The 22226-nt window shown below is 61.3% G+C and carries 20 protein-coding genes; 11 read left to right on the top strand and 9 right to left on the bottom strand.

Annotated features, from left to right (window positions below):
- Positions 1-95: 95 nt before the first annotated feature.
- Positions 96-1511 (bottom strand): hypothetical protein, encoded by a 1416-nt coding sequence (locus tag D0N36_RS12515; RefSeq protein ID WP_116941969.1) that lies wholly within the window; start codon positions 1509-1511, stop codon positions 96-98.
- 247 nt (positions 1512-1758) lie between these two features.
- On the opposite strand from D0N36_RS12515, the gene D0N36_RS12510 reads away from it, so the two are divergent.
- From D0N36_RS12510 to D0N36_RS12480, 7 genes are all read left to right on the top strand, one after another.
- The gene (locus D0N36_RS12510; protein ID WP_116941966.1) at positions 1759-2214 is read left to right on the top strand and encodes a ribosome-binding factor A; all 456 of its coding nucleotides are present in this window, start codon (positions 1759-1761) and stop codon (positions 2212-2214) included.
- 139 nt (positions 2215-2353) lie between these two features.
- Positions 2354-3163, top strand: coding sequence for a class I SAM-dependent methyltransferase (locus D0N36_RS12505; RefSeq protein ID WP_116941964.1), 810 nt, complete (start codon positions 2354-2356; stop codon positions 3161-3163).
- 23 nt (positions 3164-3186) lie between these two features.
- A complete protein-coding gene (locus tag D0N36_RS12500; RefSeq protein ID WP_317191469.1) occupies positions 3187-4476 on the top strand; it encodes an FtsX-like permease family protein in 1290 nt (429 codons plus the stop codon).
- Positions 4477-4654: 178 nt separating this feature from the next.
- Positions 4655-5581 carry a hypothetical protein gene (locus tag D0N36_RS12495; protein ID WP_116941959.1) on the top strand — a complete coding sequence of 309 codons (927 nt, stop codon included), beginning with the start codon at positions 4655-4657 and terminating at the stop codon, positions 5579-5581.
- A 23-nt stretch (positions 5582-5604) separates the two neighbouring features.
- Positions 5605-8670 (top strand): SNF2-related protein, encoded by a 3066-nt coding sequence (locus D0N36_RS12490; protein ID WP_190242651.1) that lies wholly within the window; start codon positions 5605-5607, stop codon positions 8668-8670.
- Between the two features lie 148 nt (positions 8671-8818).
- A complete protein-coding gene (locus D0N36_RS12485; protein ID WP_116941957.1) occupies positions 8819-9478 on the top strand; it encodes a hypothetical protein in 660 nt (219 codons plus the stop codon).
- A gap of 38 nt (positions 9479-9516) precedes the next feature.
- Complete coding sequence (locus tag D0N36_RS12480) at positions 9517-9729, top strand: hypothetical protein (RefSeq protein WP_116941956.1); 213 nt, start codon at positions 9517-9519, stop codon at positions 9727-9729.
- A 13-nt stretch (positions 9730-9742) separates the two neighbouring features.
- On the opposite strand, the gene D0N36_RS19980 is transcribed toward D0N36_RS12480, so the two are convergent.
- The 5 genes from D0N36_RS19980 to ettA form a co-directional block, all read right to left on the bottom strand.
- Positions 9743-10420, bottom strand: a complete 678-nt coding sequence (locus D0N36_RS19980; RefSeq protein ID WP_262895322.1) for an amidase family protein — start codon at positions 10418-10420, stop codon at positions 9743-9745.
- Positions 10315-11229 (bottom strand): amidase, encoded by a 915-nt coding sequence (locus D0N36_RS19975; RefSeq protein WP_262895321.1) that lies wholly within the window; start codon positions 11227-11229, stop codon positions 10315-10317. The genes D0N36_RS19980 and D0N36_RS19975 overlap by 106 nt, the downstream gene beginning before the upstream one ends.
- Before the next feature lie 90 nt (positions 11230-11319).
- Complete coding sequence (locus D0N36_RS12470) at positions 11320-11991, bottom strand: DUF2931 family protein (RefSeq protein ID WP_190242650.1); 672 nt, start codon at positions 11989-11991, stop codon at positions 11320-11322.
- A 65-nt stretch (positions 11992-12056) separates the two neighbouring features.
- A complete protein-coding gene (locus D0N36_RS12465; RefSeq protein WP_200793385.1) occupies positions 12057-12371 on the bottom strand; it encodes a hypothetical protein in 315 nt (104 codons plus the stop codon).
- Positions 12372-12645: 274 nt separating this feature from the next.
- Positions 12646-14313 carry an energy-dependent translational throttle protein EttA gene (gene ettA, locus D0N36_RS12460; RefSeq protein WP_116941950.1) on the bottom strand — a complete coding sequence of 556 codons (1668 nt, stop codon included), beginning with the start codon at positions 14311-14313 and terminating at the stop codon, positions 12646-12648.
- Positions 14314-14513: 200 nt separating this feature from the next.
- Here ettA and D0N36_RS12455 point away from each other — a divergent pair, with 200 nt between their 5' ends.
- The 3 genes from D0N36_RS12455 to D0N36_RS12445 all read left to right on the top strand — a co-directional run bounded on the left by D0N36_RS12455 (position 14514) and on the right by D0N36_RS12445 (position 17099).
- Positions 14514-15860 carry a DUF349 domain-containing protein gene (locus D0N36_RS12455; protein WP_116941948.1) on the top strand — a complete coding sequence of 449 codons (1347 nt, stop codon included), beginning with the start codon at positions 14514-14516 and terminating at the stop codon, positions 15858-15860.
- Positions 15861-16053: 193 nt separating this feature from the next.
- Positions 16054-16275 carry a DUF2795 domain-containing protein gene (locus D0N36_RS12450; RefSeq protein ID WP_019948259.1) on the top strand — a complete coding sequence of 74 codons (222 nt, stop codon included), beginning with the start codon at positions 16054-16056 and terminating at the stop codon, positions 16273-16275.
- An 86-nt stretch (positions 16276-16361) separates the two neighbouring features.
- Positions 16362-17099 (top strand): ABC transporter ATP-binding protein, encoded by a 738-nt coding sequence (locus D0N36_RS12445; protein ID WP_262895320.1) that lies wholly within the window; start codon positions 16362-16364, stop codon positions 17097-17099.
- A 14-nt stretch (positions 17100-17113) separates the two neighbouring features.
- Here the strand turns inward: D0N36_RS12445 and D0N36_RS12440 are convergent, their stop codons facing one another.
- From D0N36_RS12440 to D0N36_RS12430, 3 genes are all read right to left on the bottom strand, one after another.
- Positions 17114-18337: a lycopene cyclase family protein gene (locus D0N36_RS12440; RefSeq protein WP_116941944.1), complete on the bottom strand. Its 1224-nt coding sequence runs from the start codon at positions 18335-18337 to the stop codon at positions 17114-17116.
- Between the two features lie 188 nt (positions 18338-18525).
- Complete coding sequence (locus tag D0N36_RS12435; protein ID WP_116941977.1) at positions 18526-19389, bottom strand: LOG family protein; 864 nt, start codon at positions 19387-19389, stop codon at positions 18526-18528.
- A gap of 239 nt (positions 19390-19628) precedes the next feature.
- The gene (locus D0N36_RS12430; protein WP_116941942.1) at positions 19629-20888 is read right to left on the bottom strand and encodes an ABC transporter permease; all 1260 of its coding nucleotides are present in this window, start codon (positions 20886-20888) and stop codon (positions 19629-19631) included.
- 232 nt (positions 20889-21120) lie between these two features.
- On the opposite strand from D0N36_RS12430, the gene queA reads away from it, so the two are divergent.
- Positions 21121-22170, top strand: a complete 1050-nt coding sequence (gene queA / locus D0N36_RS12425) for a tRNA preQ1(34) S-adenosylmethionine ribosyltransferase-isomerase QueA (RefSeq protein ID WP_116941940.1) — start codon at positions 21121-21123, stop codon at positions 22168-22170.
- Positions 22171-22226: the final 56 nt, after the last annotated feature.

Here is a 22226-nt window from a genome sequence, read left to right as displayed (position 1 = left end):
GAGCGAAGCGAAGAATCTCCGTCCGTGAACCCGTTCGTCTATACGGTCGCGAGATTCTTCGCTTCGCTCTGAATGATGTTCTGCCAACCGCCTAATTACTTACCCAGCCGGTACACGCCTTTGGTGCTGGTGGGCTCGTAGCGGCCGAATACGTGCGGGAGCTTGTAGCGCAGCTCGGGCAGCAGGTTGCGCTGGTCGATGAGGTACTGGGGCGGGTTGGAGCCGAGGCTGCGGGCGAGCCGGAATACGGCCGCGTACTCGTCGAGGTGGCCGAAATCAACCTGCGCCAGCCGCCAGTCGAGGTAGGGCGAGGCGAGGCGGTTGTGGGCGTAGGGGCGCAGGCTGGGGCCGAGTACCAGCAGGCGCTGGCCCTGCAGAAAGTTGGTGCGTGGGTCGGGCTGCACGGCGTAGCGGGATTCCAGGGGCAGCTGCAGGGCGTCGTCGAGGAAGAAAACGGCCCGGTAGCGCACCAGCAGCACGGCTCCTACCAGCAGCAGCAGCCCCACTTCGGGCACCCAGGCCCGCGCGGTTTTCTGCCACAGATACAGGCTGAAATAGGCCACCGGCGGCAGCAGCAGCGCCGCCGTACCGGGCGCCACGCCGCGGCCGGCAAAGGCTATGGCGGCTGCTACCAGCACCCACACCAGCATCAGCTGCTGAAATTTCACCTGAAACACGAGGCCCGGCGGCCCCAGCAGGCTGCGCAACAGGCCCAACGCCAGCACCAGCCCCGGCACCACCAGCAGTTGCAGCTGTACGGGCAGCGGCAGCCCATCGGTGCCGGCTACCAGGCCGCTGATGGTGGGCTGCAGATGGAACTGCACGAAACCCGGCAGCGAGCCGGTGTAGAGAAAGAACGAGGCCACTACCGCGTACGGGAACAAAAAGCCGCACACCAGCAGCAGAAAGCTCCGGAACGAATTGGCGGCGAAGGTGATAACGGCAAACAACCCCAGCAGCAGAAACAGCGCCAACGGCAGGTAGCACAGCGCCGCCACGCCAATCAGGAAGCCGGCCCGGAAAAGGCGGCGGTTATCGTAGCCCTCGCGCGAGGTGGGCAGCAGGGCGCTGAAACCGGCAATGAGAAATGTGTGGCCCAGCAGCAGCGGCGAGAAAATGTCGAGGTCGGTACTGGCAGAGCCCACCAGCAGGTACACCAGCGCCGCCAGGTAGCCGCGCTCGGGCAGCACATCGGCGCGGTTGAGCACGAAGTTGAAGCGGATGGCCTGAAACGTGAGCAGCGCCAGCGCCAGCAGCCGGTAGAGCCACAGCGGCCGGCTGCCCACCAGCTCCAGCAGTCCGGCCAGGGCGGCGGCCAGCGGCGCGGTGCTGTCGTACAGGTCGCGGTAGAGGCGCACGCCCTCGCCCAGCCGCTCGCCCACCAGCATCGCGCGCAACTCGATGGGCATCAGTGGCAGGCCCCACCAGAGCAGCGGCAGCCGCAGCGCCAGAACGAGCAGCAACAGCAGCAGCAGGCGGGTGGGCAGGGTGCTTTTGAAAAACTTAAGCAAAGGTCAGGGAGGTGAAGATCCCGGGAACTGCGGGACTGGGGCGGGGTAGTGGGCAAAGATACTGTCATCCTGAGCGCAGCGAAGGACCTTATCAGGAAAGCAATATCATGATGACAACTCGATCCAGCGTAATAAGGTCCTTCGCTGCGCTCAGGATGACAGTATCTTTGCCCGTTGCCCTCATCAACCTTTTAGCCGCCCGGGCCTCCAATCCTCTAGGCCCCAATTCGTATCTTTGCCTATTCTTATGGAAAGCAAACGACAACAAAAAGTAGCCAGCCTGCTCCAGCAGGAGCTGGCGGCCGTATTTCAGCGCGACCTGCCCCACCTGTTTCCGGGCCTGCCGCCGGGCATCAACCTGGTGCGCGTATCGCCCGACCTGGGTGTGGCCCGCGTGTACCTGAGCGTACTCAGCATTGGTAGCGCGGCCGACAAGGCCAGCCAGGGCGAGGCGCAGATGGTGCTGGTGAAGGACAACGGTAAGCCCATCCGGCAGGCGCTGGCCAAGCGGATTCGGCGCCAGCTGCGCATTGTGCCCGAGCTGGTATTCTTCCTCGACGACTCGGCCGCCTACGCCGCCCAGATGGACCGCGTGTTTGGCGACCTGGAAATTCCGCCCGCCCCCACCGAGCCCACTCCCGCCGAAAGCACCGACGCCGCTACCAGCCTCGGCAAGCGCCCGCGCCTGTTCGGAGGAGAGTAATTGAATAGTATACCGCTTGTCATCCTGAGCAGCGCAAGGACCAGTACAGAGGCTTATACCAGACCGTACCTGCTGTATAGGTCCTTCGCGCTGCTCAAGATGACAGCTTTTGGCCTTCACCAACTCATCAGCTCACTCCTTGCATTACGACCCGATTAAAAAGTCGCTCGGCGACGTGTTCAACCGCACTCCCTGGCTGCGGCGGCTCTTTTATCATCTGCTCGATTTGCTGCTGCTGCGTACCTGGCACGTACACCGCGAGCTGCGCGCCTGGGGCAAGGGCCGCACCCAGGAGCAGCTGACGATTCTGGACGCCGGCTCGGGCTACGGGCAGTACACTTACTGGCTGGCGGGCCAGAGCCCGAAGTGGGAAATCCTGGCCGTCGATGTAAAGGAGGAGCAGGTGGCCGATTCCAACCGCTTCTTCCGGGAGATTGGCCGCGTTAATGCCCAGTTTGCCGTGCAGGACCTGGTACTCTACCAGCAGCCCAACACCTTTGATCTGGCGTTGTCGGTTGATGTGATGGAGCACATTCTGGAGGATGTGGAGGTGTTCAAAAACATCCACGCCTCGCTGAAGGACGGCGGCATGCTGCTCATCTCCACCCCCAGCGACCAAGGCGGTTCCGACGTGCATTCTGACGGCGAAACCAGCTTTATTGAGGAGCACGTGCGCGACGGCTACAACATCCACGAAATTCAGCAGAAGCTGCGCACGGCCGGTTTCGAGCGCATCGAGGCCTGCTACAGCTACGGCGAGCCGGGCCAGATTTCGTGGCGCCTGAGCATGAAGTACCCGATTCAGATGCTGGGCACGTCGAAGTGGTTTTTCCTGCTGCTGCCTTTCTACTATCTGGTTACCTTTCCCTTCTGCCTGCTGCTGAACTGGCTTGATGCCAGCACCAAGCACGAGTCGGGCACCGGCCTCATCGTTAAGGCCTGGAAATAGACCTTTCCGCTCAACGGCGTATCTTGGCTGCGGAACCTGCTGCCTTTTTACCCTTTCACTCCGCCCTGCCCCGGCCCGCCCCGCACGTGAACGTACCCTTGCTCATTGCCCGGCGTTATTTTCTCTCCAAGAAGAAGCGCAACATTATCAGCATCATCTCCAACATTTCGATGGTGGGGGTAGCGGTGGGCACCACGGCGCTGATTATTGTGCTCTCCGTTTTCAACGGCCTCGAAGACCTGGTGCGCAGCCTCTACGGCAAATCGGACCCCGATTTGGTGGTGACGGCCGTGCAGGGCAAGTCGTTCGAGCTGACGGCCCCGCTGCTGGTGCGCGTGCAGCGCACGCCCGGCGTACGGCTGGTAACCGAGGTGATTGAGGACAACGCCCTGCTGCAGTACCGCGACCGGCAGATGGTGGTGAAGATGAAGGGCGTATCGGCCAACTACCACTACCAGAGCAACATCGACTCGGCTATTGTAGACGGCAGCTCGGGCCTGCAACGCGAGGGCCGCGACTACGCTCTGCTCGGGGCCGGCGTGCAACACGAGCTCAGCATTGCCCTCGACAACCGCTTCGCGCCCATGCGCCTGCTCTACCCCAAGGCGGGCAAATTCAAGGTTTCTATGGACCCTGATGCCTACTTCACCCAGAAAAATATTCTGGCCGGGGGCGTCTTCCTCATCGAGCAGCGCATCGACGACAGCTATATTTTTGTGCCGCTCGATTTCGCCCGCGACCTGCTCAACTACGGCACCCGCCGCACGGGCCTGGAAGTGAAGGTAAAGGCCGGCCAGGATATTGACAACGTGCAGAAAACCTTGCGCGAACGGCTCGGCCCGACCTTCAAGGTGCTCAACTCCGACGAGCAGCACGTGTCGTTGCTCAAGGCCATCAAGGTGGAGAAGATGTTCGTGTTCATCACTTTCGCCTTCATTCTGCTCATTGCCAGCATCAACATCTTCTTCTCGCTCTCGATGCTGGTTATCGATAAGAAGAAGGACATGGCCGTGCTGATGGCCATGGGCGCCGACCAGCGTACCATTCGCAATATCTTCCTCTTCGAGGGGGCCATTGTGGCCCAGGTGGGCGCCATTGTCGGGCTGGTGCTGGGCGTGGGCATCTGCTGGATTCAGCAGACGTTCCACGTGGTGAGCATGGGCATGGCCACGAGCGTGGTGGATGCCTACCCGGTGAAGATGCAGCTTTCCGATATCGTGCTCACCGGCGTTGCCATCATCTTCATTACCATCAGCGTCTCCATCCAGCCGGCCCTGAACGCCTCCCGTCTCGACATCCGCGACAACCTGTAAGCCACCTCTGTGGGGTACGCCGTTGCCGACGGAAGCAGGGCTACGGGCCGGATTTGCGCGCTAAAACGAAAGGATACCGGCTTTTAGTATGTTTATTCTGCTGCCGAACTTTCTTATTCATTAAAATTACGCTATTTAGCGGGCTGTCTTTATTTCATTGCCCCTATTAAGCCCGACCATGAAGGTCTCGACTACGCAACCGTTTCAGATTGTTTATTCGCTGCTGGAGCATGAGTATCTGGGGTATTTATTCGAGTCGTACGTGGTGCAGCGCAACGAGCGGGGGCAGCTGACGCTGCTGCACCAAACCGTATCGGCCAAAAACGCGGCCGAATTTGCGGTCGGCCTCGACGACACCGATTTCGAGCTGGTAGCCCTCACCGACCAGATAAGTCAGGACGCGGTCATCAAGGAGTTCGGGCCCAAGAAAAAGACGACGCCAGCTGACTTCTTCCTGAAAACGTACGACCCTGAAAAGGGCGATAAGGTGCTGCAGGAGGCCATCTGCCGTTACGTGCAGGAGCGCCTGGGCCAGATTATGGTGCGGCTGGCGGGTAAGTACGTGTTCATTATGGGCCGCGACGGTGAGCCAACCTGGCGCGAGATTTCCCTGGCCCCGGAACCCGCCTCGGTGCTGTTTCACTTCCGGCGCAACGAGGAAAACACCCACTACTTCCCCACCATTCAGTACCAGGGGCAGAAGCTCGATTTTCAGTACAAAAACACGGTGATAGTGTGCGAGCAGCCCGCCTGGCTGCTGGTGGGCGACGTGCTGCACAACTTCCGCAACGAGGTAGACGGTAAAAAACTCAAGCCCTTCCTCAACAAGAAGTTCATCATCATTCCGCGCCAGGTCGAGGACAGCTATTTTCACAAGTTCGTGGCCCCGCTGGTCGAGTCGTTCGATGTGCACGCCCGCGGCTTCGATATCCGCTCGGAGCGCTACGTGGCCCGGCCCCAGCTCACTTTCTCCGACGCGCCGGTGCCCGTTGCGGCCGCGGCCGCACCAGCCGCTGCCCGCGCCCGGGCCGGCGGGCTGCCGGGGCAACGGCCGTTACGGCCGTTGCCCCGGCGCCGCCCGCCAACCATATCCACTTCGACCTGAGCTTCCGCTACGGCCCCCACACGGTGCCCTCCGACCACGACAAGCGCGTGTGCGTGAAGCTGGAAAAGCAGGCCGACAACTACATCTTCCACCGCCTCATCCGTGACCTTGATCAGGAGCAGGAAGTAGTGCGCGAGCTGCAGGCCCGGGCCCTGGAGGTGCAAGGCGGGCGCGCCATGCTCGAAAAAGCTACCGCCTTCCGCTGGCTCCACGACCACACCGACGAGCTGACCCAGCGCGGCTTTACGGTGAAGCAGGGCCGATCTTCGGGCAAAGACTACTTCATCGGCCCCGTATCGGTAGAGGTAGGCATCACCGAAACCAACGACTGGTTCGACGTGCATGGCGTGGTGCGTTTTGGCGAGTTTGAGATTCCGTTTATCAGGCTGCGGCCCTACATTCTCAATAAGCGGCCCGAGTTCCGGCTGCCCAACGGCCAGATTGCCATCATTCCGGAGGAGTGGTTTGCGCAGTACCTGGAGCTGTTTGCCTTCGCCGAGGAGCACAACCAAGGCCTGAGCCTGCGCAAGCACCACGTGTCGCTGGTGGCCGACCTGCAGAGCGGCAACCTGGCCACCGTGCTGATGAGTCGCAAGTTGGAGCAGTTGCGCGAATTCGAAGCCGTGGCCGAGCAGCCCATGCCCACCACCTTCCGGGGTGAGCTGCGCCCCTACCAGAAGGCCGGCTACGACTGGCTCCACTTCGTGCAGAACTACCAGTTTGGCGGCTGCCTGGCCGACGATATGGGGCTCGGCAAGGCCCAGCCGCTGCACGCCCAGCTGCTGACGCCCACAGGTTGGAAAACCATGGGCGAGGCCCGGGTGGGCGATGTGCTGATTAACTCACAGGGCGCCCGTTCGCGCATTACGGGCGTTTTCCCGCAGGGCGAGAAGGAGATTTACCGGGTGACGTTTACCGATGGCGCTACGGCCGAGTGCTGCGCCGAGCACCTGTGGGCCGTGCAAAGCCCGGTGCAGAAGCACCGCCAGCAGCCCTACCAGGTGAAGGAGCTGGCCGCCCTGCAACATGACCTGCACGACCGGCACGGCAACACCAAATGGTTTGTGCCCTTGGTAGCCCCGGTGGCCTTTGCTCCCCAGCCTGTACCGCTCGACCCCTACCTGCTCGGCCTGCTGCTCGGCGACGGCTGCTTTCGCCAAAACAGCATCAGCATTTCCAGCGCCGACGCGCAAATTGTGAACTACGTGGCCGATACGCTGCCGCCCACGCTGACTATGCACCGGCAGGGCGACTCGTATGACTACTCGCTGGTGAAGGCCACGGCAGGCTGGACCAACGAGCTGATGCAGACTATCGGAAAACTTGGCCTGAAAGGGCGCGGCTCGGCCGATAAATTTATTCCGGAAGCCTATCTGGTGAACGACGTGGCCACCCGCGTGGCCATGCTGCAGGGCCTGATGGACACCGACGGCTACGTGTCGGCCAGCGGCGACGTGTGCCAGTTTACCTCGGTTTCGTCGGCGCTGATTGCAGGCGTCACCTTTTTGGTGCAGTCGTTGGGCGGTACGGTGCGCCAGAGCAGCAAGGTGCCCACCTACACGTACGGGGGCGAAACGCGCACTGGGCGGCTGGCCTACACGCTCACCTTAAGCCTGCCGCCCGCGGTGGTGCCCTTCCGGCTGGGGCGCAAAGTGGCGCTATACCGGCCCAAAACCAAGTACCCACCTTACCGCGGTATCAAGGCCGTAGAGCTGGTCGGGCGGATGCCGGCCCAGTGCATTGCCGTCGATGCGCCCGACCGGCTGTACGTGACCGATAATTTCGTGCTCACCCACAATACCGTGCAAACGCTGGCGCTGCTGCTGCAGCGCAAGGAAACGGCTACGGCCCGCGGGGCGGCCTCGCTGCTGGTGATGCCTACCTCGCTGGTGTACAACTGGATGACCGAAGCCTTTAAATTCGCGCCCGGCCTGCGCCTGCTCATCTATACCGGCACCTACCGCGAGAAAAACGTAGCCCAGTTTGCCGACTACGACGTGGTGCTGACCAGCTACGGCATCGTGCGGCTGGATATCGAGCTGCTCAAAACCTACCAGTTCGACTACGTGATTCTCGACGAGTCGCAGGCCATTAAAAACCCCGGCTCGACCACCTCGCAGGCCGTGCGCCAGCTGCCGGCCCGCCACCGCCTGATTCTGACCGGCACGCCGGTGGAAAACAGCACGATGGATTTGTGGTCGCAGATGTCGTTCATCAACCCCGGCCTGCTGGGCACCCAGGCGTTTTTCCGCAAGGAATTCCTCAAGCCCATCGAAAAGCACCAGGACGAGGACAAGCGCCGCCGGCTGCACGCGCTTATCAAGCCCTTCATCCTGCGCCGCCACAAGGCCCAGGTGGCCACCGAGCTGCCCGCCAAAATCGAGAATCTGAACTACTGCGCCATGACCGATGAGCAGCAGCAGTTCTACGAGGAAACCAAGAGCCACTACCGCAACCTGATTCTGCAGAACCTGGAGGAAACCGGCTCGGCCAACACCCAGTTCGTGCTGCTCCAGGGCCTCACCAAGCTGCGCCTGATTGCCAACCACCCCCGCCTGGCCGACCCGAACTACACCCACGAGTCGGGCAAGCTGCGCGAGGTAGTGCGCATGATAAAAAGCGTGGTAGCCGAAGGGCACAAAGTGCTCGTATTTAGCCAGTTCGTGAAACACCTGGACCTGGTGCGCACCGCCCTCGACGAGCGGCAGATTACCTACGCCTACCTCGACGGTAACACCCGCGACCGGCACAAGGAGGTCACCCGCTTTCAGGATACGCCCGAGCTACGCGTGTTCCTCATCAGCCTCAAGGCCGGCGGCGTGGGCCTCAACCTCACGGCTGCCGACTACGTGTTCCTGCTCGACCCCTGGTGGAACCCGGCCGTGGAGGCCCAGGCCGTCGACCGCGCCCACCGCATCGGCCAGGAGCGCACGGTATTCACCTACAAGTTCATCACCCGTGGCACGGTAGAGGAGAAAATCCTGGCCCTGCAGCGCAAGAAAATCCAACTCGTCACCGACCTTATTTCCACCGACGAAGCCGTCATCAAAAACCTGACGAAGGAGGATATCGAGGAGCTGCTGGGGTGAGCCGAGTGACTTGGGTAATGAGTGAATAATTCTGTTAATCAGCTCTTTGTAGTTTGAAAACCGGTCGCATCTACAAGCTGCTTGTACGGCAAGGTGTACTGCGCTAGCTTACGGTTATTTTTGTCCTCGTCTGGATTATTACTTGTCTATGAAATTGAAATTAGTAGTCGCCGGCCTGCTGCTGGCGGGCGGCAGTGTGCCAGCGTGGGCGCAGGTAGCGGCGCGGCCACCGGGCCGGGTAAGTCTGCAGATTCACTACGGAGGCGTTGCCAACTTTCAGGCAGCTTCTTTCAAAGACTATTCCTATGAATTGCAGCACGTGCGGTTGCTGGGCGCGGCCGGCGGGGGCGAAATTGGCTACCAGCTAAGCCCAAAGTCGGCGGTGGCGCTGGGCTACACCCGCAGCGTGAACATGGACGAGAAGCACGTGCGCTACCAGAACTCCCCAGGCACGTTTGCCCAGATTGATTTCCGGTTGCGCTACATCAATAACGCCTTCCAGGTCGTGTACGAGCATAGTATTGCCCGCGACCTGAAGCTGCACGCCGGCCTGGTATACATGACCACGGCCTCCCAATCGGCCGCCATAGCACCGGTACTGGTGGGCAATCAGCCTTTCATCATGATCAGCGAAAATAACCGGGGCAACGGCTATGCCGAGGAGGGCGGCGTGGTGGCCGGGCTGGAATACTCTCGGCCCATCGACACCCGGCTGCGGCTGGGCCTGAAAGCGCGCGGTTACTACCTGATATCAGTTTCCACCTTTGAGATGCTGACGCTCACGCCTACCCTCACATATCAGCTGTAGCCGGCAGCGGGTCTGTACCTGTCCAAATTACTACTCCTATGGGTTTATTTGATGCTCTTGAGCCAGTTGGCGTTGAGATTAAGGGCCACGAGCTGCACTGCGTAATCTGCCGGCACAACCGCTTCTGGCGGCGCAAGGCGCAGCTCAACAGCGCCACGTCCACCTTTCTCAGCCTGGACTGGACCGATGCCTCGGCCTTATGCTACGAGTGCGACAACTGTGGTTACCTGCACTGGTTTATGCCGCAATAAGCCAGCTAACAGCTCAAAGCATCGGCCGCCGCCCAAACCACGGTTGAGCCTGTTCCAGTTGGCCGGCTACGCGGAACAGCACGTCCTCGGCACCCAGGGGAGCCACGAACTGCACGCCGCAGGGGAGGCCGTCGGCGGTCCAGTGTAGAGGCACCGACATGGCCGGCTGGCCCGTAAGATTGACAAACTGGGTGTAGGGCGTCTTTTCGAGACTTTGTTCGGCCAGCTGCTCCACCAGGCCCGAACGGCGCATCAGTCCGCCCAGCCCGAAGGTGTTCACCAGCTTCAGCAGCAACTGCTCGGTGGGCTTGGGCTGCAACTCGCCGATGCGCACCGGCGGCACAGCCAGCGTAGGCGTGAGCAGTAAGTCGTACATCTGGTGGAAGTGGCCGAGGCTGCGGGCACAGTCGTTCCAGGAGTGGCGGGCCGCTGCGAAGTCGGCGGCCGAGTAGGTGCGGCCCAGCAGGCCCAGCAGCCAGGTGGTGGGCTCCACGTCGGCGGGCCGGGCGGGGCGGCCCAGGTGCTGCGCCAGCGCGGCAATACTGGCCCCGGTTTCGCCGAAGTACAGCATCAGGAACGCCCGCGCTACGGCCTGCCCATCGAAGGGCAGCGGCACTTCCTCCACCTCGTGGCCCAGGCTTCCGAGCAGCGCAGCGGCCTCGCGCACGGCCGTGGCGCACTCGGGGTGCAGCGGCTTGCCCAGCGGGTGTCCAAGGCTAAAACCGATGCGCAGCCGGCCCGGCGGGCGGTTACCTCCTCCAGGTAAGGCCGGCAGGCGGGGGCAGGAAGGTAGGGCGCGCCGGGGTCGGGGCCGGCGGTGGCGTCGAGCAGGGCCGCGCTGTCGCGCACCGAGCGGCTAAGCACGTGCTCCACGGCCGCGCCCTGCCACTTCTCGGCCCTGCTCGGGGCCGGTGGGGTTGCGGCCCGGCTGGGCTTGAGGCCGAACAGCCCGCAGCAGGCCGCCGGGATGCGGATGGAGCCGCCCCCGTCGCCGGCCCCGGCCACTGGCACGATGCCGGCCGCTACGGCCGCCGCCGCCCCGCCGCTGGAGCCGCCCGGCGTGTGGTCGGGGTTCCAGGGGTTGCGCGTGGCCCCGAATAGCGCCGGCTCGGTTACGCCCATCAGGGCAAACTCGGGCGTGTTGGTTTTGCCCAACACGTTGAGCCCCGCCGCCTGCCAGCGCCGCACCAGCTCGGCATCCTGCGCCGGCACGAAGCCCCGCAGCGCCCGGCTGCCCGAGCTATGCGGTACGCCCGCATACTGCGCCCCGAAATCCTTGAGCAGAAACGGTACCCCGCCCAGCGGTCCGGCCGGCAGCCCCGCCGCGGCCCGCGCCTCGGCTGCCTCATACAGTGGCCGCACCACGGCATTTATGCGTGGGTTCACGGCTTCGGCGCGGGCTACGGCGGCGGCGCACAGGTCGGCGGCCGTCAACTGGCCCCGGCGGACAAGGTCGGCCTGGGCGAGGCCGTCGAGCTGGTCGTATTCGGCAAAGGTCATGGGCGGGGTTGTGGGCAGTGGATTCTTCTGGGGATGCAAGTAGGCTCCTGATTATTATCTTAACCGAGCAATAATTCTACGCCGGACGGGCTAGTATATTGGAGGGATAATGTGCCGAATCTCCTTCTCTTGCCTTGTGAGTTCTGCCCAGTAGTCGGCCTGTGTCACACCATCATACACATAGGGGGGCTCCTTGTCCCAGTTCGGCTGAAAACTTTGCGCTTGGAAGTCGCCTAGGCGGACGACGTGCAGCGTATCGCGCCCCGCCAGCCACACCCGCACGCGCCCACCCCAGCCGGGGCGGACGACTACGGTCGGACCGTACACCAAGCTATCCAGGTAGATTTCATGATACCGCTCGCTGGCCATTTTACTGAAGCTCCCCCGCCAAGCCGGATTGGTTTCAGCCAGCGCAAACACACTGTCGACGCGGCCGGCGGGCAGCGCGAAATTGCCCCGGTAGAATCGCCGCTCCGGGATGGAGGCCCAGGTAAGCTGGAGTTGCCGCGGCGGTAGCTGGAAGGAGGCGGCCAGCCACTCGTCAAAGTTCCAGTTGTAGTTCATGTACTTGCCATCATTGCTACTCTTACTGTTTTCATCATTGCCGGGGTCCTGAATCTTCACCTGCTCCCCATTCGTGGCTGCCAGACTGCCGACAATCAGCCGCGCCGGATAATTAGATTCATCGATGACTACACCCGCCCAGTACTGCCGCTGCCATTCACGGTAAGCCAGCGGACTATAGAGCAGAAACAGGCCCATGACTAGAGCTAGGCCACTCATTGCTTTGTTTATGCCGCTTAAACCGCGCCACCAAGTCATTAACTTCACCATTTGCCCCGCATAAAGTGAGTAGCAAACCAAGCCAACCATAGGCCACCAACCAGCAGCACTAAGCTGAGCACCAGCAGCACCCGGAAGGGGCGGTTCAGGGAGCGGGGCAACGACCAGATTATTCCGGTCAGCAACAGCGGCAGCGTCACTAAGGGCCCCAGGAACGACAGAATATCCTGCGTATCGGTGTAGAAATAGCGGGCTAAATAGCCCGAATACACCACTCGGCAAAATAGCGCGGCATTCAGCAACAGCAGCCGCACACTCCAACGCCGATTGCTGTAGTCTTGCGGAGTGGGCTCTGCCACGGGTTTCAGATGCAGCAAAGCCAGGCAGCTAATCGGTTAGGCAGGTAAGATAGGAGAAATTGCGTTGGCTGGTAGGAGCAAAGACAATTAAGCTGTTTAAAAGACAGCCAGCAACAGTCAGAACTTCATGCTTCATCTGGCGTACGCTTGCCGAAGCGTGGGATTTTTTCGACTTTCTACACTGCTCCAGTACTACCTACAAAGAAGCAACCGCTGTTCATCCTCCGGTAGGATGAACAGCGGTTGCCGTAGTTACTCACTAAGAACGGGGCCCCTACCCCAAACTCCGGTAGCGCACGCGCTTAGGGGCCACGTCGCCGAGGCGCTTCTTCTTGGCCTCTTCGTAGTCGGAGAAGTTGCCCTCGAACCAGACCACTTCCGAATCGCCCTCGAAGGCCAGGATGTGGGTGGCCAGCCGGTCGAGGAACCACCGGTCGTGGCTGATAATAACGGCGCAGCCGGCGAAGTTCTCCAGCGCGTCTTCCAGGGCGCGGATAGCGTTGACGTCGAGGTCGTTGGTGGGTTCGTCGAGCAGCAGCAGGTTGGCACCCTGCTTGAGCGTGGTGGCCAGATGCACCCGGTTCCGCTCGCCGCCCGAGAGGCTGCCGACTTTCTTCTCCTGGTCGCCGCCCCGGAAGTTGAAGTTGCTCACGAAGGCCCGCGAGTTCACCGGCCGGCCGGCCAATAGCATGGTTTCGGTACCGCCCGAAATGGTTTCGAACACCGACTTGTTGGGCTCCAGCGTGTCGTGCTGCTGGTCCACGTAGGCCGTCTGCACCGTGGGGCCCACTACGAACGTACCGGCGTCGGGCTGCACCTGGTCGGTGATGAGGCGGAACAGGGTGGTTTTGCCGGCGCCGTTCGGCCCGATAACGCCCACGATGCCGCCCTGGGGCAGCGAGAAAGTCAGGTTGTCAAACAGCAGCTTGTCGCCGAAAGCCTTGCGCAGGCCTTCCACTTCAATCACCTGGGCGCCCAGGCGGGGGCCGTCGGGGATGAAGAGCTCCAGCTTCTGCTCCTTCTCCTTCGAGTCGGCGCCCACCATTTTGTCGTAGCCGGCGAGGCGGGCCTTGCTCTTGGCCTGGCGGGCCTTGGGGGCCATGCGTACCCACTCCAGCTCGCGCTGCAGGGTTTTCTGGCGCTTGCTTTCGGTTTTTTCCTCCTGCGAGAGGCGGTTGGATTTCTGCTCCAGCCACGAACTGTAGTTGCCCTTCCACGGAATGCCTTCGCCGCGGTCGAGCTCCAGAATCCAGCCGGCCACGTTGTCGAGGAAGTAGCGGTCGTGGGTTACGGCAATCACGGTGCCTTTGTATTGCTGCAGGTGCTGCTCCAGCCACAGCACGCTTTCGGCGTCGAGGTGGTTGGTGGGTTCGTCGAGCAGCAGCACGTCGGGCTCCTGCAGCAGCAGGCGGCACAAAGCCACCCGGCGCTTCTCACCGCCCGAAAGGTTGCCGATGATGGCGTCGGCGTCGGGCGTGCGCAGGGCGTCCATGGCCCGCTCCAGCTTGCTGTCGAGGTTCCAGGCGTCGAGCTGGTCGAGGCGCTCCTGCACGGTGCCCTGGCGCTCCAGCAGCTTGTCGAAGTCGGGGTCTTCGCCGCCGAAGGCTTCGTTGATTTCCTCGAATTCCTGGAGCAGCGCCACCGTTTCGGCCACGCCTTCCTGCACTACTTCGAGCACCGTTTTGGTGGCATCGAGTTGGGGCTCCTGTTCGAGGTAGCCCACCGAGTAGCCCGGCGAGAACACCACGTCGCCCTGAATTTGCTTGTCGACGCCGGCAATAATTTTGAGCAGGCTCGACTTACCCGAGCCGTTGAGGCCGAGCACGCCGATTTTGGCGCCGTAGAAAAACGAGAGGTAGATGTTTTTGAGAACCTGTTTCTGGGGCGGGTACACCTTGGTGACCCCGGCCATCGAAAAGATAATGGTGGGCTGGTCGCTCATGACAAGAAAGTAGAAGCTGAAAAAAAGGCCTGGGCGGGCAGAAAGCCGGCCGGCCGGCGTTGTCGGCCTATCAAAGGTAGGCAGCCCGCCCCAACATTCCGCCCTTTGGGGCCGGCAGCTAATCTGGCCAACAAGCCGTAAACTTGTACCTCGTTCTGCCCTCAGTTCTCCTTCCCCACTTAGTTGTTTTTTATCCGATTATGGAATTACCGGCATCCCCCGACCAACTGCTGGCCCAGGCCCGGCAGTATGGCTACGCGGAGGGCGACCAGGTCTGGCTGCGTCCCGTGCTCGATTATCCGGCCCGGCCGGTGGGCCAGGTAAAAGATTCGCCCGAAGCGTCGTTGCGCTATTTTGCCGAGCGTTTCGCCCGCTACCAGGCCAAAGTCGAGGAGCTGCTGCGCAGCATCGACGAATCGGACAATAAAGGCTCGTTTTTGATGAAGGCCCTGCACCTGAAGGAGCAGGCCGGCAGCTACGATGCGCTGGGCGACTTCGCTGGGCTGCACCAGCGGCTCAGCGTGGCCGAGGATGCCATTCAGGCCACTGTGCGGCACAACCGGGCCAAAAACCTGGCTACCAAAAACAGCCTCATCGAGCAAGCCGAGGCCCTGCGCGACACGCTTGATTGGCAGGAAGGCAGCGACCAGATCAAGGAGTTGCGCCAAGCCTGGATTAAAACCGGGCCGGTGGAAAAGGAGCTGACCGACGAGCTGGAAAAGCGTTTTCAGACCGCCGCCGACGCATTCTACGCCCGTAAAAAGGACTACCTGGCCGTGAAGAAGGCCATGAACAACCGCACGCTCGACCAGTACAAAGACCTGATTCGTCGTTCGGAAGCCCTGCAGAACTCCACCGATTTCGAGGATACCAGCCGCAAGCTGAAAGTGCTGCAGCAGGCCTGGAAGGAAATCGACGGCACCCTGCCCCGCAAGCAGGCCACCGATTTGTGGGCGAGCTTTCGGGCGGCTCACAACCACTTTTTCGAGCGCCTCAAAATCCACATTGAAAGCCAGCGCCAGCAGTTGGGCAGCAACGCCGGGGCGGGTGGCAACAACGGCAGCGGCGAGGAAAACCTGCGCCGCAAGCGCGCCTTGGTTGCCGAGGCGCAGGAGCTGCTGAAGCGGCCCATGCCCGAAGCCGTAACCCGCGCCAAAGAGCTGCAGGCGGCCTGGAAACAGGTGGGCCCGGTGCGCGGCGAGGAGTCGGACCAGGTGTGGGAGCAGTTCATTATGGCCTGCGACAAGGTGTTCGAGATGAGTGCCCTCGACTATTACATGCGCAAGCGGCAGGCCACGGCCGACCCCGCCACGCCCGCGCCGGCTCCGGCCGCCGAAGCGGCGCTGCGGGTACAGGCCCTGCGCGAGTTCATCCGCCTCGATGAGCAGGAGCGGCAGGTGCTGGCCGACAACCTCGATAAGCTCAGCCCCAGTCCCGCCAACGACGCGTTCCGCACGCTGCTGCAAAGCAAAATCAGGGCTTTCGACCGCAAAATCAGAACCAAGAACGACCTGATTGTCATGTACCAGGCGGCGGCCGGCCGCTAAGTTCAGCACCGGTCTGACTGCCAACTTAACCTTCCTGACGGATTTACGTTGTCGTCAGCAACTTCGCCGACGTACCTTTGGGCTGCGGCCTCAATGCAGTTCTGACAGGCCTTTGGTATCGGCCGGGTTTTTGCGGACGGCGCTCCGCGCTTTTGACCATTTTTTTAGTTGCCCTTTAGTAGCACACACGCTTATGTACTGGACCCTCGAACTTGCTTCGTATCTGGAAGATGCCCCCTGGCCCGCCACCAAGGATGAGCTCATTGATTACTCTATCCGCTCGGGTGCCCCGATGGAGGTGGTAGAAAACCTGCAGGCCCTGGAAGACGACGGCCAGCCCTACGAAAACATTGAAGAAGTTTGGCCCGACTACCCGACCAAGGAGGACTTCATGTTCAACGAGGACGAGTACTAAGGTTTGGTGCGTAGCGCGTAGTTGTTAGTGCTTAGAAAGCATGGGTACATTTTGGGCCCGGCATCCATTACTACCAACCAACCGCTATGCACCAGGCGCTATGTATTGAAAACCTGATTGCGGGGTACGGACGACGAGTCCTGCTCCGCAATTTGTGTTTTATGGTAGCTGAGCCGGCCTTCGTGGCCGTTATCGGGCACAACGGCTGCGGTAAAACCACCCTGCTGCGGGCCCTTACCGGCCAGATTCCGTACGAGGGCACCGTAACCGTAAGCGGGCAGAACCTGCGCACGGTGCGCCGGCCCGCGGCGGCCGGGCTGCTGGCCCACCTGCCCCAGCGGGCCAGCGTCGAGTTTTCGCTACCCGTTCGCGAGTTGGTGGTGATGGGCCGCTTCCGCCACCACCGCTTTTTGGGCGCTTACTCGGCTGCCGATTACGCCCTGGCCGATGCGGCGCTGGCCCGCGTGGGGGCCGCTCACCTCGCCGAGCGGGACTTCACGCTGCTCTCGGGCGGCGAGCAGCAGCTGGTGTGGCTGGCCCAGCTTAGCCTGCAGGATGCCGCCCTCTGCCTACTCGACGAGCCCACCCAGCAGCTCGACGTGTACTACCGCCGCCGCGTGTTCGGGCTGCTGCACGAGTGGGTGCAGCAGGAGCGCAAAACCGTGCTCTGCATCACCCACGACCTCGACAACCTCACGCAGCTGCCCGGCTACTTGCTCAACCTCTCGCGCCCCGTGCCCCGGTTGCAGATACTGTCGCCGGAGGTGGTAGCCGCTGAGCGGGCCTACCTGGAAAGCGAGGAAAGCCTGCCGGTACACGCCTGACGAGTAGTTGCGGCTTACTCCCGCTGCCCCGGCCGGCGGCGCAGCACGTGCCAGATGGAGCGCATAAAGGGCCAGGGCGTAACCGAGTTCATAATCTGGAAATTCTCCTTCCAGCTGGTGCGCTCGTCCAGAAAATCGAACACGCGGTCGACGGGGTTGCGCTGGAAAAGGTGGCTGAAGATGTCGCGTATCTGCTCTCCCCGGCGCTGCATAATGTCGAGCAGCAGCGTATCGAAGAGGCGAAACTGCCACTGGTCGCCGGTGCTGTGGCGGGGCGGGTGGCCGGTGGCCGCCAAGGCCTCCGTGAGCCGGGCCGAGTGGGCCAGAATGCGCTTGAACGCGTAGCCGCTGCTGGGCTTGGCGCGCCCGGCCCGGGTGCCCAGGTTGAGTACGTGTGGGCCCTGCCGCAGAGGCAGCGGATGGTCGGTCATCGGAATAGCCCCCACTTCTTCGGCCGTAATGCGGTAGTTGCCGGCGCCGGGCAGCGCGGCCAGGTAGCGGCGCAGCTCCACTTCGTATTCAGCCTTGGCCAGCGGCGTTTCCGAAAACAGCGTGTACTCGACCAAGGCCCGGCGCGGGCCAAAGGGCAGCACGTACATAAAGCGCACTTCCTGCTCCTGCTCACCCCGGAAATCCATGAACTCGGCCGTGGTGGAATCGAAGGCGTCGTGCTCGGTTTCCACTTCCCAGCCCACAAAGTGCTGGAGCAGGTAGCGGTGGCGCGGGCGGCGCAGCTCGGCCAGCCGGGGCGGGCGGCTGTCGAAGGCGTAGCGGGCCGTAAACTCGCCGTCGGGTGTGCCGGCCCGGGCGCCGGTGGGGGTGCTGGCCAGCTCCTCTACCGTGGTGCGCAGCCAGGTAAACTGCGGGTTGCCGGTCAGCATCTGCCGCACAAACTGGTAGAAATCCAGGCCCCGAATCATCTTGTAACGGTAGCGCTCCGGGGCCAGTACCCGCTCGAAAGTGGGGCTGCGGAAGGCCAGCTTCGCCCACTCGTGGGCCACAATGCCATCAAAAAGCGTGGGCGCGTCGGCCCAGAACGACCAAGTGCGGTCGTTGCGGTCTTTGGTATCGGGCTCCAGAATAAGCACCCGCTTGCCCGCCAGCCGCGGTTCCTGGCTGATGTGGTAGGCCAGGCTTAGGCCCGCCGCGCCGCCGCCCACCAGCAGGTAGTCGTAGTCGCGCACCAGCGCGGGCGCTTCGGCGGGGGCCGACGACAATGGGGCAATGGAATCCGGCATAGCAACGAGCAAACGCAACGAAAGAAATCAAACCAAGCTACGCACAAAAAAGCCGCTGCCGAAGCAGCGGCTTAGGAAGCCCTGGAAAACAGGAATGTTTACGCCTTCCACAGTTCGCTTTTGGAGCAAGGCAATACCCAACCTCGAAACCGTCCGTTAAATCCGTTAAAATCCTTGCTAATCCCTGTTTAGAAGTTAGGCGACAACAAGTACTTACCGTAGAAGTCGTCGATGATTTTCACCGCGTCCTCCGCCGTATCCACCAGCTGTACCAGGTCCATATCCTCGGGCGAGATGTTGCGCTCGTCCTCCAGCATCACCTGCTGAATCCAGTCGAACATGCCCTGCCAGTACTTGGTACCCACCAGCACGATGGGGAAGCGGCCAATTTTCTTGGTCTGGATGAGCGTAATGGCCTCGAACAGCTCGTCGAGGGTGCCGAAGCCGCCGGGCATGCCGATGAAGCCCTGGGCGTACTTGACGAACATCACCTTCCGAACGAAGAAGTAGTCGAAGTTGATGATTTTGTCGGGGTCGATGTAGATGTTGTTGAACTGCTCGAAGGGCAGCTCGATGTTGAGGCCCACCGACTTGCCGCCCTCCGAGTGGGCGCCCTTGTTGCCGGCTTCCATGATGCCGGGGCCGCCGCCCGTGATAACGCCATAACCGTGGCGCACGAGCTTGGCCGCAATTTCCTCGGCCATCTTGTAGTACGGGTTGTCGGCCTTGGTGCGGGCCGAGCCGAAAATGGATACGCAGGGGCCGATTTTGGACATCTTCTCGAAGCCCTCCACGAACTCGGCCATTACCTTGAATATCTGCCAGGAGTCGGCAATCTTAATCTCGTTCCAGTCCTTGTCTACGAATGCCTTGCGGATGCGCTGCTCGTCGTCGACCTGCACCGTCCGCTCGCCGTGGGTTTGCTCGCGGATGTCGCTGATGGTCTTGACTTTATTGTCGTTGACGTTGGGCTGAACGATAGTCTGGCCGCTACCGGCGTTAAGGTTCTGGTCGGCCGTTTTGGTGCGGCTTTCTTTTTTGAGTTTCGACATGGGAATTTTAAAGGAAAAAATGAGGCGCGAGCCCGCCCGATCCGGGCCCGTAAATATGTCCGGACCGGAGCAGTTCACGCCGGAAAAAGCAAGCGGTTAGATAAGGTAAGCAAAAAGGAAGGCCGCCCCCACAAAAAGGGGGGCGACCTCACATAGCGGTTCGCAAGATAGTAAATTGCCCGTAGGTTGGAGCAGAAGAAAAGGGTGGATAACAGGCCTTGCCGACTTGCTTCTGCCCGTTACTTTGCCCGGATGGCAATGACCGGGTCGAGGTTGGCCGCCAGTACAGCTGGTACAATGCCCGCTACCATCCCGATAAGCACCGACACCGTGAGACCCAGCGCAATGCGCCCGCCGCTCATGAACAACGGCAGCGAATCCTGCGGAATAAGCGTAACCAGCCACACCAGCAGCAGGCCTGCCGCCCCGCCCAGCAGACACAGAAATACGGCCTCGAACAGGAACTGGAAGAGGATAAAGTAGTTTTTGGCCCCCAACGACTTCTGAATACCGATGATGTTGGTGCGCTCCTTCACCGACACGAACATGATGTTGGCAATACCGAAGCCGCCCACCAGCATGGCAAACGAGCCGATAATACCGCCGGCCACGCCCAGAATCGAAAACAGGCCCGATATGGCGCTGGCCAGCATTTCAGGGCGGTTGAGGGCGAAGTTGGCCTCTTCGCGGGGTTTAAGGCCGCGGGCGCTGCGCATCAGCCCCGTCACTTCGTATTCGAGGTCGAGCAGGCCGGGGTCGGTGTCGAGGCCTTTTACGCCGATGGTGGCCGCTACGCCGCTGCCGGTGCCAGGGTTGATGGCGAATATCTTGGAAAAGGCCCCGAACGGGATAAACGTGTTGGTGTCGTTGCTCTTGATTTCGAGCAGGCTCTTGCCGGCCTTTTCCATCACCCCAATCACCGTGAAGCGCTGGCCACGGGTTTTAAACTCCTGGCCCAGCGCCGAGCGGCCCGGAAACAGGTTATCGGCAATATCGGCCCCGATGATAGCCACGTTGCGGGCGCCATCCACTTCCTGGGCCGTAAAGTAGCGGCCCTGGGCCACGGGCACGTCCGAGATATTACGGTAGTCGTAGCTCACGCCCTGCAAAAAGGCATCGTCGACGCTGTTGGAGCCGGCCTTAAAAGTATTGGCCGACTTACTGGCGAAAATGGCAATGCCCGCGTTGTTGGGCCCGAGCTGCTTCTGCAGCATCCGGTACTCGCGGATGCTGGGTACGGGCCGGTTGAAGTACTTCCACCAGGCAAATTCGGGCCCGAACTCCCAGGGCCACTTATCCACATAAATAACCTTGTCGCCCACGAAGTTCATGCTGCTGCGGATGTTCTTCTCCAGCGAGTCGACCACCGTAAACACGGCAATGATGGCAAAAATGCCCACCGTAACACCCAGCAGCGACAGTACAGTTCGCAGCAGATTACTCTTCAGAGCCTCCCAGGCAAAGCGAAAACTCTCAAGCGTCAGGCGAATGGCTTTCATAGAATCGGGGAGCTGAGGTTCGGGCTAGATCGGAAAGCTGCGGATGCTACGGCAGGCATGGCACGGTTATTCCCTGCGCAATCTTCTCCCGGTGTAGCTATCCGCTCCGGGCCGGACGGATAGCGGGCAATTAATGTTTCCGGGCGAAAATTAACTATTATTCCGCCAATTATCCGTACTTTTGCGGCTCGATTTTTTTACTAGTTTCCCCAACTATTGCCCTGTCTGGCCCATGAAGCTTTCTGAGTTCAAATTCGAATTGCCCGAGAATCTGGTGGCCCAGCACCCGGCCAAAAACCGCGACGAGTCGCGCCTGATGGTGCTACACCGCGACAGTGGCAAAATCGAGCACCGCTCTTTCAAAGACATTCTGGAGTACTTCGACGAAGGCGACGTATTTGTAGTGAATGATACGAAGGTGTTTCCGGCCCGCATGTTTGGCAACAAGGAAAAGACCGGCGCCCAGATTGAAGTTTTCCTGCTCCGCGAGCTGAACACCGAAATTCACCTCTGGGATGTGCTCGTAGATCCGGCCCGCAAAATCCGGGTGGGCAACAAGCTGTACTTCGGCGAGTCGGATATGGTGGCCGAGGTAATCGACAACACCACTTCGCGCGGCCGCACCATCAAGTTCCTCTATGATGGCCCACCCGAGGACTTCTACAAGGCGCTGTACAGCCTGGGCGAAACCCCGATTCCGAAGGAGTTTATCACCCGCGAAACCGAGGCGGCCGACAAGGAGCGCTACCAGACGATTTACGCCAACAACATTGGGGCCGTGGCCGCGCCTTCGGCCGGCCTGCACTTTACCCGCGAGGTAATGAAGCGCCTGGAAATCAAAGGTATCGAGGTAGCGCCCGTAACGCTGCATATCGGCCTAGGTACTTTCCGCACCGTGGATGTGGAGGACCTGACCAAGCACAAGATGGATTCGGAGAACTTTGTGGTACCCGGTACTACGGCCGTGGTGGTGAACAAAGCCCTCGATACCAAGAAGCGCGTGTGTGCTATCGGCACGACGGCCATGCGGGCCATGGAGTCGTCGGTTTCGGCCCACACCCGCCTCAAGGCCAACGAGGGCTGGACAGACCGGTTCATCTTCCCGCCCTACGATTTCAAAATCGCCAACGCGCTACTCACCAACTTCCACACTCCGGAAAGCACGCTGATGATGATGGCCTCGGCCTTTGCCGGCCACGACCTGCTGATTGAGGCCTACAAGCTGGCCATCAAGGAGAAGTACCGCTTCTTCAGCTACGGCGACGCCATGCTGATTATCTAAGTTCTTAGGCTACAGCCCTGCTGTTTGAAACAGGTTGCGCCGGCTGCTACTTTCAC

Origin of the sequence: Hymenobacter lapidiphilus, from assembly GCF_003417065.2 — a bacterium.
GTDB lineage: Bacteria > Bacteroidota > Bacteroidia > Cytophagales > Hymenobacteraceae > Hymenobacter.
Note: the sequence above shows the minus strand (reverse complement) of the source record. Positions and strands in the feature narration are given on the sequence as shown.

Coding starts and splice junctions, on each gene's coding strand:
- D0N36_RS12510 (WP_116941966.1), top strand. CDS start 1,759: ATGGAAAGCAAACGACAACAAAAAGTAGCCAGCCTGCTCCAGCAGGAG.
- D0N36_RS12495 (WP_116941959.1), top strand. CDS start 4,655: ATGAAGGTCTCGACTACGCAACCGTTTCAGATTGTTTATTCGCTGCTG.
- D0N36_RS12485 (WP_116941957.1), top strand. CDS start 8,819: ATGAAATTGAAATTAGTAGTCGCCGGCCTGCTGCTGGCGGGCGGCAGT.
- D0N36_RS12480 (WP_116941956.1), top strand. CDS start 9,517: ATGGGTTTATTTGATGCTCTTGAGCCAGTTGGCGTTGAGATTAAGGGC.
- D0N36_RS19975 (WP_262895321.1), bottom strand. CDS start 11,229: ATGACCTTTGCCGAATACGACCAGCTCGACGGCCTCGCCCAGGCCGAC.
- D0N36_RS12470 (WP_190242650.1), bottom strand. CDS start 11,991: ATGGGCCTGTTTCTGCTCTATAGTCCGCTGGCTTACCGTGAATGGCAG.
- ettA (WP_116941950.1), bottom strand. CDS start 14,313: ATGAGCGACCAGCCCACCATTATCTTTTCGATGGCCGGGGTCACCAAG.
- D0N36_RS12455 (WP_116941948.1), top strand. CDS start 14,514: ATGGAATTACCGGCATCCCCCGACCAACTGCTGGCCCAGGCCCGGCAG.
- D0N36_RS12450 (WP_019948259.1), top strand. CDS start 16,054: ATGTACTGGACCCTCGAACTTGCTTCGTATCTGGAAGATGCCCCCTGG.
- D0N36_RS12445 (WP_262895320.1), top strand. CDS start 16,362: ATGCACCAGGCGCTATGTATTGAAAACCTGATTGCGGGGTACGGACGA.
- D0N36_RS12440 (WP_116941944.1), bottom strand. CDS start 18,337: ATGCCGGATTCCATTGCCCCATTGTCGTCGGCCCCCGCCGAAGCGCCC.
- D0N36_RS12435 (WP_116941977.1), bottom strand. CDS start 19,389: ATGTCGAAACTCAAAAAAGAAAGCCGCACCAAAACGGCCGACCAGAAC.
- D0N36_RS12430 (WP_116941942.1), bottom strand. CDS start 20,888: ATGAAAGCCATTCGCCTGACGCTTGAGAGTTTTCGCTTTGCCTGGGAG.
- queA (WP_116941940.1), top strand. CDS start 21,121: ATGAAGCTTTCTGAGTTCAAATTCGAATTGCCCGAGAATCTGGTGGCC.